This is a genomic window from Pseudomonas sp. S2_A10 (assembly GCF_054668465.1).
Genome location: NZ_CP162773.1, coordinates 4,268,505 through 4,281,552 on the forward strand (window position 1 = coordinate 4,268,505; position 13,048 = coordinate 4,281,552).

General features: G+C 60.6%; 14 protein-coding genes. 9 read left to right on the forward strand and 5 right to left on the reverse strand.

Annotated elements, in window-relative coordinates; genetic code table 11:
- Positions 1 to 15: 15 nt before the first annotated feature.
- Together AB4N41_RS19180 and AB4N41_RS19185 are read right to left on the reverse strand one after the other, a co-directional pair.
- A complete protein-coding gene (locus AB4N41_RS19180; protein WP_252877889.1) occupies positions 16 to 1,098 on the reverse strand; it encodes a sugar phosphate isomerase/epimerase family protein in 1,083 nt (360 codons plus the stop codon).
- Positions 1,088 to 2,251: a Gfo/Idh/MocA family protein gene (locus AB4N41_RS19185; protein WP_435405990.1), complete on the reverse strand. Its 1,164-nt coding sequence runs from the start codon at positions 2,249 to 2,251 to the stop codon at positions 1,088 to 1,090. Before AB4N41_RS19185 ends, AB4N41_RS19180 begins: the two co-directional genes overlap by 11 nt.
- A 206-nt stretch (positions 2,252 to 2,457) precedes the next feature.
- On the opposite strand from AB4N41_RS19185, the gene AB4N41_RS19190 reads away from it, so the two are divergent.
- Positions 2,458 to 3,471 carry a LacI family DNA-binding transcriptional regulator gene (locus AB4N41_RS19190; protein ID WP_056786798.1) on the forward strand — a complete coding sequence of 338 codons (1,014 nt, stop codon included), beginning with the start codon at positions 2,458 to 2,460 and terminating at the stop codon, positions 3,469 to 3,471.
- A gap of 5 nt (positions 3,472 to 3,476) precedes the next feature.
- On the opposite strand, the gene AB4N41_RS19195 is transcribed toward AB4N41_RS19190, so the two are convergent.
- A complete protein-coding gene (locus tag AB4N41_RS19195) occupies positions 3,477 to 5,858 on the reverse strand; it encodes a DUF3772 domain-containing protein (RefSeq protein ID WP_236169561.1) in 2,382 nt (793 codons plus the stop codon).
- Between the two features lie 165 nt (positions 5,859 to 6,023).
- On the opposite strand from AB4N41_RS19195, the gene AB4N41_RS19200 reads away from it, so the two are divergent.
- The 5 genes from AB4N41_RS19200 (at position 6,024) to AB4N41_RS19220 (ending at position 8,082) form a co-directional block, all read left to right on the forward strand.
- Complete coding sequence (locus AB4N41_RS19200; RefSeq protein WP_150635663.1) at positions 6,024 to 6,533, forward strand: CinA family protein; 510 nt, start codon at positions 6,024 to 6,026, stop codon at positions 6,531 to 6,533.
- Positions 6,530 to 7,048 carry a hypothetical protein gene (locus AB4N41_RS19205; protein ID WP_252877891.1) on the forward strand — a complete coding sequence of 173 codons (519 nt, stop codon included), beginning with the start codon at positions 6,530 to 6,532 and terminating at the stop codon, positions 7,046 to 7,048. Before AB4N41_RS19200 ends, AB4N41_RS19205 begins: the two co-directional genes overlap by 4 nt.
- A 7-nt stretch (positions 7,049 to 7,055) precedes the next feature.
- Positions 7,056 to 7,511, forward strand: a complete 456-nt coding sequence (locus tag AB4N41_RS19210) for a DUF421 domain-containing protein (RefSeq protein WP_024012534.1) — start codon at positions 7,056 to 7,058, stop codon at positions 7,509 to 7,511.
- Between the two features lie 86 nt (positions 7,512 to 7,597).
- A complete protein-coding gene (locus tag AB4N41_RS19215; RefSeq protein WP_024012535.1) occupies positions 7,598 to 7,825 on the forward strand; it encodes a PLD nuclease N-terminal domain-containing protein in 228 nt (75 codons plus the stop codon).
- Positions 7,826 to 7,935: 110 nt separating this feature from the next.
- Complete coding sequence (locus AB4N41_RS19220) at positions 7,936 to 8,082, forward strand: hypothetical protein (protein WP_016774259.1); 147 nt, start codon at positions 7,936 to 7,938, stop codon at positions 8,080 to 8,082.
- Positions 8,083 to 8,194: 112 nt separating this feature from the next.
- Here the strand turns inward: AB4N41_RS19220 and AB4N41_RS19225 are convergent, their stop codons facing one another.
- On the reverse strand, positions 8,195 to 9,421 hold the full coding sequence (locus AB4N41_RS19225; RefSeq protein ID WP_150635661.1) for an MFS transporter: 1,227 nt from the start codon (positions 9,419 to 9,421) through the stop codon (positions 8,195 to 8,197).
- A 107-nt stretch (positions 9,422 to 9,528) separates the two neighbouring features.
- On the opposite strand from AB4N41_RS19225, the gene AB4N41_RS19230 reads away from it, so the two are divergent.
- A complete protein-coding gene (locus AB4N41_RS19230; RefSeq protein WP_056784779.1) occupies positions 9,529 to 9,981 on the forward strand; it encodes a winged helix-turn-helix transcriptional regulator in 453 nt (150 codons plus the stop codon).
- Between the two features lie 168 nt (positions 9,982 to 10,149).
- Positions 10,150 to 10,575, forward strand: a complete 426-nt coding sequence (locus AB4N41_RS19235) for a VOC family protein (protein ID WP_150635660.1) — start codon at positions 10,150 to 10,152, stop codon at positions 10,573 to 10,575.
- Here the strand turns inward: AB4N41_RS19235 and AB4N41_RS19240 are convergent, their stop codons facing one another.
- Positions 10,576 to 11,490 (reverse strand): LysR family transcriptional regulator, encoded by a 915-nt coding sequence (locus tag AB4N41_RS19240; RefSeq protein WP_197891978.1) that lies wholly within the window; start codon positions 11,488 to 11,490, stop codon positions 10,576 to 10,578.
- Positions 11,491 to 11,692: 202 nt separating this feature from the next.
- Here AB4N41_RS19240 and AB4N41_RS19245 point away from each other — a divergent pair, with 202 nt between their 5' ends.
- Entirely contained in the window at positions 11,693 to 13,033 is a 1,341-nt protein-coding gene (locus tag AB4N41_RS19245; protein WP_252877892.1) for a nucleobase:cation symporter-2 family protein, read from the forward strand.
- Positions 13,034 to 13,048 lie beyond the last annotated feature (15 nt).

Genomic DNA, 13,048 nt, shown 5'->3' on the forward strand with positions numbered 1-13,048 from the left:
GGTAACGCGGATGAATCAGTCGTCGGTCAGGCCGAGCAGGCGCCGGTTGGAAGCGGCATCGGCGCTGACCCCGGCGAAATCGTCGAAGGCCTTGGCGGTCTTGCGGATCATGTGTCGCTCGATGAACGCCGCGCCTTCCGCCGCGCCCTGTGCAGAGTCTTTCAGGCAGCATTCCCACTCCAGCACGGCCCAGCCGTTGAAGTCGTATTGGCACAATTTGCTGAAGATCGATTTGAAATCGATCTGGCCGTCGCCCAGCGAGCGGAAGCGCCCGGGACGCTCGACCCAGCCCTGATAGCCGCCGTAGACGCCGGAGCGCGCATCGGGGCGGAACTCGGCATCCTTGACGTGGAACATGCGGATGCGTTGGTGGTAACGGTCGATGAAGCCGAGGTAATCCATTTGCTGCAGCAGCAGGTGGCTCGGGTCATAGAGAATTGCGGCGCGGGGGTGATGATTCACCGCCTCAAGAAACTGCTCGAACGACGCGCCGTCATGCAAGTCTTCGCCGGGATGGATTTCGTAGCACAGATCAACGCCGGCCTCTTCGAAGCAATCGAGGATCGGCAGCCAGCGCTTGCCCAGTTCGGCGAAACCTTGCTCGACCAAACCGGCCGGACGTTGCGGCCATGGATAGACGTAGGGCCAGAGCAGGGCGCCGGAGAAGGTCGCATGGGCCTTGAGTCCGAGACGCTGGCTGGCACGGGCCGCCAGTTTCAACTGCTCGATGGCCCACTCGGTGCGCTCCTGCGGCTTGCCGCGCAGCGCTGGCGGGGCGAAGTCGTCGAACAGACTGTCGAACGCCGGATGCACAGCGACCAATTGCCCTTGCAAGTGCGTCGACAACTCGCTGATCACTACACCCGCGCGGGCGCAGACGGCGATGAGTTCGTCGCAGTAATCCTGGCTCTCAGCGGCGCGCTGCAAATCGATGAAACGCGTGCCGAGGGTCGGTACCTGAATGGCTTTGTAGCCTTGCGAGGCTGCCCATTCGGCGATGTTGGCGAGCGTGTCGAAAGGCGCTTGGTCGGCGATGAATTGCGCGAGGAAAATCCCCGGACCTTTCAGGCCAGTCAAATTTTGCTGATCACTGTTCATTGTGCTGGGCTCCTGTCAGTGGGCCGGGTATCTCGCTCCACTTTTCATTGCCAAGGTGATTGGCGATGGCGGTTTCAATGAAGGCCATGCCGCGCAGGCCGGTCTCGATGCCCGGTATGCCCGGGGCCTGATGGCCTTCGACGTCTTGAACAATCGCCTCGGCGAGATCGCCGTACAGGTTGGCCATCGCTTCCAGATAACCCTCGGGATGCCCGGCGGGCAGGCGCATGCGCTGACTGGCAGCGTCACACAACCACGGCTGACCGACTCCGGATCGCAGAATACGCATCGGTTCATTCAACGGTCGATGAATCAGACTGGCCGGCTCTTCCTGACGCCATTCCAGCCCACCCTTGTCACCGTAGACGCGGATCTTCAGCGGGTTTTCCTCACCGGCGCAGACCTGGCTGGCGAGCAATACACCACTGGCGCCGTCGCTCATTTTGAACAGCATCGCCACATCGTCATCCAGTTGCCGACCCTCGACATGCGAACCGAGCATTGCGCTGATGAACTGGATCGACTGGCCGGCAACGAACTCGGCGAGGGAAAACGCATGGGTGCCGATGTCGCCAATGCAGCCGCCGATCCCGGATTGCGCCGGATCGTCGCGCCAGCCGGCCTGCTTGTTGCCTTGCCCGGCGACATCGGTGCTGAGCCAGCCTTGCGGGTACTCGACGATGACTTTGCGCACGTGCCCGAGCACGCCGCTGGCGACCATTTCGCGGGCCTGCCAGACCATCGCGTAACCGAGGTAGGTGTGCGCCAGCCCGTAAATTCGCTGGCTGTTGATCACCACCGAATGCAGCGCCTGCACCTCGGCAAGGTTCAGCGCCGCGGGTTTCTCGCTGAATACGTGAAAACCGGCGCTCAATGCCTCACGGGCAATCGGTGCGTGCAGATGATTGGGGGTGACGATGACCAGCAGTTGCATGCGTTGCTCGGCGGGCAGGGCGGCCTCGCGGGTAAGCAGGGTTTGCCAATCGTCGTAACAACGTTCGGCGGACAATCCCAGGGTCGCAGCGGTGCGCTGATTATTCTCCGAGTCGCGGCTGAACGCGCCGCAGACCAGTTCGAAGCGTCCGTCGAGGCCGGCGGCTTGCCGGTGGGCGCGGGCGATGAATGAACCTTCACCGCCTCCGACAAAACCCATTCTTGTTTTTTTTGCGGCAGCGTACATGGCGGTCGTCTCGGTAGCTGGATGCAATGCTGATGAGTGATGTAACCGGTTACATAGTGGGCGAAATCTAGGCTTGAATTAGCCGGGTGTCAAATGCCAGCGGATGATCGACAGCGTTTCGATCGCTCGTCGCCTGCGGTAAGCTCCGCGCCTGATCGGCATGAAACAACGAGGTGGTTTTGTCCAATATTCGCGAAGTGGCTCGGCTGGCCGGGGTTTCCGTGGCGACGGTTTCGAGGACTTTGAAATCGCCCGAGCGTGTGCTCGCGCCAACCCGTGAGCGCGTCATGGCCGCCGTGGAGCAGGCCGGCTATCGGCCGAACCTGATGGCCGTGCAGTTTCGCTCGCGGCGCACCGGCAATCTGGTGATTCTGGTGCCGACCATCGCCAATACCTTCTTTGCCCGGGTCATCAGCGGCGCGCAGCAAGCGGCGCAGGCGGCTGGCTATCGCTTGCTGCTCTGCGACACTCAGGGCCGGGAAGAACTGGAGCGACAATTCGCCGAGCTGGTGTACGCCTATCAGGCCGACGGGGTGATTCAGTTGCGCGCCTACGATCCTTTCGAAAACGCTCCGGCCGACGCCGATGTGCCGCCGATCGTGAACGCCTGCGAAGTGCTCAAGGCCGGACGTTATCCAACCATCAGCCTGGACAACGTTGCCGCCGCCAAAGCCATGACCGAACATCTGATCGCATTGGGGCACCGACGCATCGGCCTGATCAAGGGCTCGAAAAACAGCCCGCTGACTCTGGATCGACTGGCGGGTTACGAAGCGGCACTGCGCGAAGCCGGGATTGCCATCGATGAAGCACTGATCTGCCATGGCAATTTCAGCCTCGAGGCCGGTTTTGCCGGCGCGCAAAAGATGCTCGCATTGGCCGAACGACCGAGTGCGCTGTTCTGTGAAAACGATGAAATGGCCATTGGTGCATTCAAGCGCATCCGGCAGGCTGGGCTGCGTGTGCCCGAAGATATTTCAGTGGTGGGTTTCGATGACATTCCCATGGCTGCGTTCTGCGATCCGCCGCTGACCACCATCTCGCAACCAGCCGAGGCCTTCGGGGCCAAGGCGGTCGAGATGCTGATTGCCCTGATCGAAAAGCGGCCGCTGGCAGAAAGGCATGTCGTCCTGCCGTTCGAGCTGACGCCACGCAGCAGCACGGCCCGCATCGACAACACGGGCAAGCGCTAACCTGATCACGCCGCTGGCGGTTTCGCCAGCGCAATCCCCGCTGCGCCCAACCGCTTCAACACTTCAAACAACAAATCGCTCTTGGTCAGCCCGACAATCCTCGGGCTGCCCACATAGCCGGTGACCGTGAGGGTTATGCCGTCCGGGGACAACTTGCTGAAACGCACGAATGGCGCCGGTTTATCGAGGATGGTTTCGTTCTCGTGATACGCATCCAGCAGCAGTTGTTTGACCTGCTCAGGATCGATATCCAGCGGAAACACCAGCTCCAGCGATGCCACGCCCTGAGCGCTGCCGCCGAGGGTAACGTTGCGCAGGTTCTGCGAGATCAGCTGCGAGTTGGGCACGATCACGATCGAGCGGTCGCTGAGCTGGATTTCCGTGGCGCGCACGTTGATCCGGCGGATGTCGCCCTCGACGCCGCTGATGCTGATCAGGTCGCCGACCTTGACCGGGCGCTCGGTGAGCAGAATCAGGCCGGAGACGAAGTTCTTGACGATCTCCTGCAAGCCAAAGCCGATACCGACGGATAGCGCACTGACGATCCACGCCAGATTGGTCCACTGCACGCCCAGCGACGACAGCGTCAGCAGAATCACGAAGGCGTAGCCGATATTGGAGAACAGCGTGCTCAGCGACGCGCACATGCCCGGGTCCATGTCGGTCTTGGGCAGGAATTCGTTGTCGAGCCAGCGGCTCAATGTACGGATCAGCCAGATGCCGATCAGCAGCGCCAGCAGCGCATTGAGCAGGTGCCCGGGGACGATATTCAGCTTGCGCAAACCGGCGCCGCCAAGAATCGACATGATGTTGGTGACCAGTTGGCCGAGCGTGGTGCCGATGCCGCCGACAAACAACGAAATCAGCGCCATCAGCATCAGGCCGGCGCGGCTGACGCCGGACAACAGGATCGACGTTTGCTCAAGGCGTCGATCGCTGACCCCGAGCAATTGCTTGAGCGCCTGGCCGCTCGCGTGTTTCGGTGAAAACAAGTGTTCACATGCGTCCTTGACCAACTGAATGAGCAAATAGAAGCCCGACAGCACGACGTAGCTCCACACCAGTTCATAACTGATGAACCGCGCCAGCGAAACATAGCCGGCAAGCAGGGCAATGGCGGTCACAAACATCGAGACGCTGGCGACGCTGTAGATCAGCCCGGCGAACACGCTGTTCGTCGCCGAAGCGTCGTTGGCGGCGACCAAGGCCTTGCGCACTTTGCCCACGCGCACCAGCATCGTGCCGATGATCGCCAGCACCACCATGGAAATCACGCCGCGCCCGGCCATCACGATGTGGCTGCTCATGCCTGTGGCATTGGCGACTTGCACCAGCGTCACCAACACCAGCAACGCGCAGGCGAGGATTCGCGGATAAGGCTTGAGGGCCAGCGCCACTGGATCAGCAATTGCCGGCAGGCGCCACGACGGGTGCTCGGTGGACAGCAATGCACGGCTGAGCCCGGTGATCAGCACGCAGGCATAGACGACTTTTTCGAACTCTTCGGAGAAGGTTTCCAGCACCGGCGGCAGGGCGTCGTGGCGGGTGCAGGCGTAGAACAGCAGCTTCAGGGCGATGGCGGTGGTGATGAAGGTCGCTATGGCTGAGGCGAAGGCCAAGGCACTGCGGCGCAGTCGGCCCTCCGCCACGCGATGAATGCAGAACCAGGTCAGCCCGCGCTCAGCCAGACGTCGGCCGAAGGTCCAGATCAGCAGCGCCAGCAGCACCAGTACGCAGGTGTAAAACCGCTCGCCCGGCGCCCAGACCGTGGCCCATACGTCAGCCACCTGCTCGACGAACAGTCGCAGGCGCTGGCGGTCGTCCTCGCTTGGATTGATCAGTGGCGCCCAGAACTGCGGACTCAACACACTGCGCGTGCTCAGGGTCAGTTCGCTTTCCAGTAGCGTGCGGCGGATGCCGGCGATTTGCGTGATCAGGTCGGCGGCATTCTGTTTCAGTGCGGCGAGGCTTTTCAGGGTGCCGTCGACCTTGCTTTTCTGTTCCGCCAGCGCAGCCCGTTGCGCGACGATATCGGCTTGCTCGGCAGCCACCTCAGCGTCTGGAGCGGTGCCGAGCACGCCCAGTTGCACCGCCAGTTGCGCCTGTTGCGGCAACAGCGCTGCCGACAACCGATCGACATCGAGAATGAACGCCTGCACCCGATCCTGCGGGCCTTCGAGCTGGTTGTAATTGTTCGCTGCCGAGATCTGCTGCTTGAGCCCGTCGAGGCGTTGTTGCAGGGCTTGCAGATCGCTTTGCGAAATCACAGGTAGCGGCGCTGCGCCTGAGTTCGCCGGCGCGGCAAGGTCCGCTGCCCACGGCGCAGCGCTGCCCGGCATCAGCAGCAGCAACAGAACCAAAAACAACGACTTGAATGAACAGCGCATGGGGGCGGCGGGCTCGAGTGGATCACACAGTCTATGAGGGTAGGTGATCGTGCCGAACAGGGCGGAAAACTTTCACTGGAAGAGGCGGGTATACGCTCATCCAGTCCAGCGGAATGATCCGCACAGCGAGCTGTCAACCGGCAATAACAGCTTCGAGAGCGTGCCATGTCCATCGCCAAGGAAACGATTGAATACCTGCGCCAACATTCGCTGATCATCACCACCGCCGAATCCTGCACGGCCGGGGAAATCGTCATGTTGCTGTCGGAAGTGCCCGGCAGCGGCGAGCTGATCGAATGCGGCTACGTGGTCTATTCGCCGCAAGCCAAGCAGCGCTTGCTCCACGTCAGCCCGGCGACCATGGAAACCTTCAATCTGACCAGCGTTGAAGTGGCCAGTGAAATGGCCATCGGTGCGTTGCGCGACAGCACGGCCAACGTCGCGGTCGCCACCACCGGCATTCTCGGACCCGATGATATGGACGGCATCAAGGCCGGTACGGTGTGTTTCGCCTGGGCATTCCAGTTCGATGACCAACATTTTCTGTTCAGCACCCGGCAATGGTTTCCCGGATCGCGCAGTGAAGTGCAGACCCTGGCCTGTGAGTTCGCCTTGCAGCAGTTGCCGGCCTATCACCGTCGTGCCTTGCGCGGCGAAGGAGGGTGGCGCCGATGAAGCACGACGCTGACCATCCCGATCTGCAAAGTCGACAGTTCCCGGTGCAGGAGGACATGGCCTATCAGTTGAAGGTCTGGCGCTTCGAGCACATTGGTTGGTATCTGCTGGTGTTGTGCATGCTGCTGGGCCTGTTGGGGTTGTTTTCCCGGGGCGTGCTCAGTTCGCAGGACGCTCGCAGCGATGACGGTAAAGTCCAGGTCGAATACGAGATGTTCCATCGCAACGGCTCGACCAACCCGCTGAAACTCAGCGTGCACGCGACCCCTGAAGCTACCGTCGAATTGGACATCGGCGGCGAGATGCTCGATGGCTTCAGCGTCGAAACCATGCAGCCGGCACCGGTGCGTATGCGCAGCTCAAAACAGGGTATGCGCTTGTGGTTGCAGGCGGATGCCCAAGGCCAGGCGACGCTCTATGTGACGCTGCGCGGCGACGGACTGGGCCTGTTTCGCAGCCATATCCGCACGCTAGGCTCGAGCGAAGTGAAGCTCACTCAATTCATTTATCCATAGGTGACCCATGGACTCGGTGTTGCGCGCACTCGCGATGTATCTGGCACTGATGGTGCTGTTCAAAATTGCCGGCCGGCGTTCGCTGGCCGAGCTGACGACGTTTGATTTCGTCCTGCTGATGATCATCGGTGAAGCCACCCAGCAAGCGCTGCTCGGTGATGATTTTTCTCTGACCAATGCGTTTCTGGTGATCATTACGCTGATCGCTGTGGATGTCGGTTTTTCCCTGCTCAAACAGCGTTCCAGTTGGGTGTCGCGGCTGATCGATGGCGAGCCGACGATCATTGTCGAGAATGGCAAGCTGTTGCACCGACGCCTGCGTCATGCGCGGCTGGTCGAGGCGGATGTCATGGAGGCGGCACGCTCCAGTCAGGGCATAGAAACCATCGACCAGATCAAATTCGCAATCATCGAGCGCAACGGCAAGATTTCCGTGATCCGCCAGGATCCGGAAGGCGGCTGAACCTTTGACGCCGCACGGCCGCAATTTTTTTGAACGCTGAAAAAGCCTCACAGCCCAATGCTTACAAGTCATCGGAGGATTGCGAAATGAACGAGGCAGCCAGTTATTTTTCCATCGCCGTGGCGGTGATCATTCTGCTGGTCGATCTGTGGGCGATCGTCAGTGTGTTTCGCAGCAACAAAAGCGTCGGCGTCAAAGCCGCCTGGGCGATCGGTCTGATCGTATTCCCGGTGCTCGGCCTGATCGTGTGGGGCATCGCTGGCCCGCGCGGCGTCAAGGAAGGGCCTTCGTCGCCGGAGCACAGTAAGGGTTGAGAGCCTGATGCGGTCCTGCAATGATTTTGCGCGCATTCCGGAAATGTAGGTGAACGATGCATGCTCAAGCTTGAACCGGGTAGCGATACCACTGCTGAAAGGAGATCGACATGAAGAAAATCTGCGTATGTCTGGGGTTCTGCTCAATGTTTCTGTTGAGCGGCTGCTTCGATTCCAACGATGCACCCAACAAGGATGGTGACAAAAGCAAACCGTCGGTGCAGATGCAGACCGAGAAGCCTGAGGAGGGCAAGTAACTGCTGGCGAGTAATCCCTGTGGGAGCGAGCCTGCTCGCGAAGGCGTCAGGTCAGACAATTCGCTGCTGACTGATGCTTAGTCTTCGCGAGCAGGCTCGCTCCCACATTGGTTCAGTCGTGTGAATAAACGTACTCCAGCCACACCCAATACATCAGTGCCACAGCACTGATCCCGCCCCCGAGAAAACACACCGCCACCCAGCCAGAGTGCGCATAGGTATACGTCGCCGCGATGGCGCCCAGACCACTGCCCACCGAGTAAAAACACATATACGCACCGACCAGTCGGCTCTGCGCATCGGGCCGTGCGGCGAAGATCAGGCTTTGATTGGTGACGTGCACCGCTTGCACGGCGAAGTCGAGCAGGATTACTCCGACGGCCATCGCTAGCAGCGAACTGTCGACAAATGCGATGGGTAGCCAGGACAGCGTCAGCAGCGCCAAGGCAATTCCGGTGGTGCGATTGCCCAAGCCGCGATCGGCCAGGCGCCCAGCCCGTGCGGCGGCGAGCGCGCCCGCTACCCCCGCCAGTCCGAACAGGCCGATCTGCGTGTGGGACAACGACAGGGGCGCGGCGCTGAGCGGCAGCACCATCGACGTCCACAACACACTGAACGCGGCGAAAATCAGCAGGGCGAAGATGCCTCTGATGCGCAATACCCGCTCAGTCAAAAAAAGTTGGAACATCGAGCGCAGCAATTGCCGATAGCTGCCCTGTGAGGGCGGTTTTGCCGAGGCGGGCAGGGTGCGCCAAAGCACCAAAGCCATACCGACCATCGTGACTGCCGAGACAAAATACACGCCGCGCCATCCGGCCAGATCAGCCACTACGCCGGAAACGAAACGCGCCAGCAAAATGCCCAGTACCACGCCACTGGTGACGGTGCCCACCGCGGCGCCGCGTTGCTCCGGGCGAGCAAGGCTGGCGGTGCAGGCGACCACCACTTGCACCACCACCGCCAGCAGACCCACCAGCATCATGGCGCCGAGCAACACTCCCCAGCTCTCGGACAGGCCCACGGCACACAGCGCCGTTGCAGACAAAAGCAGTTGGCTGACGATGAGTTTCTTGCGATCGAGCAGATCACCCAGCGGCACAATGAACAGCAGCCCGACCGCATACCCGGCTTGCGTGGCCGTGACCACAACGCCGATTGCACCGGGTGAAACGCCGAGGCTGGCGGCCATCGATTCCAACAATGGCTGTGCGAAATAAACATTGGCCACTGCCATCGCGCAGGTGATTGCAAAGAGAAAAGTCTGCAAACGACTCAGCCCGGTCGTTGCGCTGTCAGCTGCGGCTTGCGCATTGATCAGGGTTTGCGTCTGACACGGCATCCTTGCTTCCTCGTAGTGTGGTTTTGAATTGAAACCGATACGTTGATCTTTATTCATTCGGGTTGTTAAATGCAACCACATTCAATAGCCGATCCATCAGGAATCACATGGCCCGACAACAAACATTGGCGCAGAGCGAATGCCCGGTGGCCCGAACACTCGAAGCCATTGGCGATCGCTGGGCCTTGATGATCATTCGCGATGCGTTCGATGACGTGCGCCGTTTCAGTGAATTCCAGAAACGTCTGGGCTTGGCCAAGAACATCCTCACGGTCAAACTGAAAATGCTCGTCGAGCTCGGCGTGTTGCAGATTCAGCCCGCGTCCGATGGCAGCGCCTACAAGGAATACGTGCTCACCGACATGGGCCGGGCGGTGTTCCCCATCGTCGTCAGCCTGCGGCAGTGGGGCGAGCGTTTTCTGTTTGTCGAGGGGGAGGAGCACTCGATCCTGCTCGACAACGAACGGGCCGAGCCCGTCGAAACTATCGTCGTGCGCTCCAGCGCCGGCGCGGTGCTGGCCCCGGCAGACTGTCACCGAAAAGTGGTGACGCGCCGGTAAAGAAGCCGAGCAGATAGTCGTGGCGCGTATTCACAGACGCGCTATCTCAGGGCATGGAACGTCGGGTCGGCATCTGGCGAGTTTCTGATCTAGGCTGTTTCCAACCTCGAGCAACAGCGGTGCGCCGTTGCCAGATTGGTTTAACCAACGCGATTGCCGGAGTGCCTGATGAGTCTTTCACCTTTCCACCTCGCCATCCCGGTCTACGATCTTGCCGCTTGCCGCCGTTTTTACGGTGAAGTGTTCGGTCTGGACGAGGGCCGATCCAGCGCGCAGTGGGTCGATTTCAATTTTTACGGCCACCAATTGGTCATCCATGAACAGCCGCAGACAGCTGCCCAGGAAAGCGTTCACAGCAACCCGGTCGACGGTCACGACGTACCGGTCCCGCACTTCGGCATCATTTTAGAGTGGCAGCAATGGGAAGCACTGGCCGAGCGACTGAAGTCATTCGGCACGCAATTCGTGATCGAGCCCTACATTCGATTCAAGGGGCAGGTCGGCGAACAGGCGACCATGTTTCTGCTCGACCCCTGCGGCAATGCGCTGGAATTCAAGGCGTTCAAGGACATGGGCCAGGTGTTCGCCAAGTAATCACAGCGTAGTGATCTGCCCGTTGCGATCGCGCTCATAAACCTTGTTGGCCTGGAGCTTTTCCTTAAGCCAGCGCTCGGCCGTCCCTAGTGGCCGTTGGCGTGCCCATAACAGGTCGACGCCGATTTGCCAGTCGGTATGCGGGTACGCCGACAGCTGCAACTCGACCAGTTCGCCATTGCCCAGTTCACGCTGGATCAGCTGGCGCGGCAGGGTCGCCCAGCCGAGGCCGGCGCGGACCATTTCGAGCAGGGCCAGATAGCTTTCCGCTTGCCACAGTTGCGTCGAACGCAGGTATTCACTGCTCGGCAGTTTGCTGGCGTGCGCACTGAACGCCAGGCGCCGATGCACGTGCAAATCGTCGAACGTGACGTTGTCCAGTTTCGCCAGCGGATGATCGGGATGACAGACGTGCAGCATGATCAGTTTGCCCAGTTGCTGGAACGCCAGTTCCCGGGGATAGCCCGGCTGCGAAAACGCCACGCCCAGCACCGCCTCGCCACTGCTGACCAGTTCGCTGACATCGCCGTAGACCGGGTGGCGAATGATCAGATCGACAAACGGAAAGGCCTGCTCGAACGCTTGCAGCACCGGCATGATCGGGCCGTATGGCGTTTCAATCGCCAGGGTCAGGCTCGGTTCGACGCTATCGGAAAGGCAATCGGCGTGGGCCTCGAAGGTCATGCAGCGCTCCAGTACCGCCTCTGCCTGGACCAGCAATTTATGCCCGCTGGCGGTGAGGGCAGGGCTGCGATTGCTGCGGTCGAACAACTCGACGCCAAGGTCGGTTTCCAGATTGGCGATCGCCGCGCTGATGGTCGATTGCGTCTTGCCCAGCTTGCGCCCGGCGGCGGAGAACGAGCCGCTTTTCACCACCTGGACGAACATCAGCAACTGATCGAGTGAGAAGCGCACGCGGTGTACTCCGAGGTTGAGCGAGACGGCGATTGTGCCGCGTCTTTGCCATCGAAAAAAGCGATGGTTGCCAATTTGTTTCATCGTTAAAAACATTCAAGGATGACCCCGCGTCTTCGAACGCCGGGGCCGATTCTGTTTGTGCGTCTGTCCCTGAGCGCCCGCGATTACACCCAACGCTGCCCCTTCAGGAGCTTGTGCCATGACTACACAACGCGTTCACCCGGTCGATGAGGTGTTGCCCCTGCGGCAGCTTTTCACCTTCGGTCTGCAGCATGTTCTGGTGATGTATGCGGGAGCGGTGGCGGTGCCGCTGATTCTCGGCAGTGCGATGGGGCTGACGTCGGCTCAGGTGGTTTTACTGATCAACGCCAACCTGCTGACCTCTGGTGTGGCGACGCTGATTCAGACCCTCGGCTTCTGGAAGTTCGGCGCGCGTTTACCGTTGATTCAGGGCTGCTCGTTCATTGCGCTGGCGCCGATGATCATGATCGGCAAGGAGTTCGGCCTCAGCCAGATCTTCGGGGCGGTGATCGCCGCCGGCTTCCTGACCATCGCACTGGCGCCGGTGTTCAGCCGCTTGTTGCGATTCTTTCCACCCGTGGTGATTGGCAGCCTGATCACCATCATCGGTATTTCACTGATGCCGGCGGCGGCGATCTGGCTGGGTGGTGGCAATCCCGATTCGCCTGACTTCGGTCGCCCGGCCAATCTGCTGCTGGGTCTGGCCACGGTCAGTGTGACGCTGGTGATTTATGCGAAATTCAGCGGCTTCATCGGTAACCTCAGTGTGCTCATCGGCTTGTTTGTCGGCAGTCTGATCGCTGCCGCCTGCGGCATGACGCACTTCAATCGGGTCAGCGAGGCGGCGTGGTTCGAGTTGAGCGCGCCAATGGCGTTCGGTCCGCCGGAATTTTCTCTGGTACCGATTCTGATCATGACCCTGGCGATGCTGGTGATCATGGCCGAGACCACTGGCAACTGCCTGGCCATTGGCAAACTGGTCGGCAAACCCACCACCCAGCAAACCCTTGGCAACGCGTTCCGCGCCGACGGCTTGTCGACCATGCTCGGTGGCTTGTTCAACAGTTTTCCCTATAACGCCTTCACGCAAAACACCGGCCTGATTGCGCTTTCCAGCATCAAGAGCCGCTTCGTCGTTGCGGCCGCTGGCGCGATCATGGTGTTGATGGGCTTGTTTCCCAAGCTCGGCGCGCTGATTGCGGCGGTGCCGACGCCGGTGCTGGGCGGCTGCGCGATCGTCATGTTCGGCATGACCACGGTGGCGGGCATTCAGGAACTGTCACGGGTGCAGTTCGAGGGCACACGCAACGCCATTATTGTTGCGGTGTCGGTCAGCGTCGGCGTCCTGCCGATGTCGTTTCCGGCCCTGTTCGAACATGTCGGCCCGACGCTGAAACTGGTGCTCGACAGCGGCATTTTTCTCGGTGCGATCACCGCCATTCTGCTCAACCTCTTGCTCAACAAACAAAAACCATCGACCGACGCCGTCGGCGCTTCCACGGCCGAACTGGCCGACTGACTTTTGTCTTTTCTC

Coding starts and splice junctions, on each gene's coding strand:
- AB4N41_RS19185 (WP_435405990.1), bottom strand. CDS start 2,251: ATGGGTTTTGTCGGAGGCGGTGAAGGTTCATTCATCGCCCGCGCCCAC.
- AB4N41_RS19215 (WP_024012535.1), top strand. CDS start 7,598: ATGAACGAGGCAGCCAGTTATTTTTCCATCGCCGTGGCGGTGATCATT.
- AB4N41_RS19220 (WP_016774259.1), top strand. CDS start 7,936: ATGAAGAAAATCTGCGTATGTCTGGGGTTCTGCTCAATGTTTCTGTTG.
- AB4N41_RS19210 (WP_024012534.1), top strand. CDS start 7,056: ATGGACTCGGTGTTGCGCGCACTCGCGATGTATCTGGCACTGATGGTG.
- AB4N41_RS19195 (WP_236169561.1), bottom strand. CDS start 5,858: ATGCGCTGTTCATTCAAGTCGTTGTTTTTGGTTCTGTTGCTGCTGCTG.
- AB4N41_RS19235 (WP_150635660.1), top strand. CDS start 10,150: ATGAGTCTTTCACCTTTCCACCTCGCCATCCCGGTCTACGATCTTGCC.
- AB4N41_RS19245 (WP_252877892.1), top strand. CDS start 11,693: ATGACTACACAACGCGTTCACCCGGTCGATGAGGTGTTGCCCCTGCGG.
- AB4N41_RS19205 (WP_252877891.1), top strand. CDS start 6,530: ATGAAGCACGACGCTGACCATCCCGATCTGCAAAGTCGACAGTTCCCG.
- AB4N41_RS19180 (WP_252877889.1), bottom strand. CDS start 1,098: ATGAACAGTGATCAGCAAAATTTGACTGGCCTGAAAGGTCCGGGGATT.
- AB4N41_RS19200 (WP_150635663.1), top strand. CDS start 6,024: ATGTCCATCGCCAAGGAAACGATTGAATACCTGCGCCAACATTCGCTG.
- AB4N41_RS19230 (WP_056784779.1), top strand. CDS start 9,529: ATGGCCCGACAACAAACATTGGCGCAGAGCGAATGCCCGGTGGCCCGA.
- AB4N41_RS19225 (WP_150635661.1), bottom strand. CDS start 9,421: ATGCCGTGTCAGACGCAAACCCTGATCAATGCGCAAGCCGCAGCTGAC.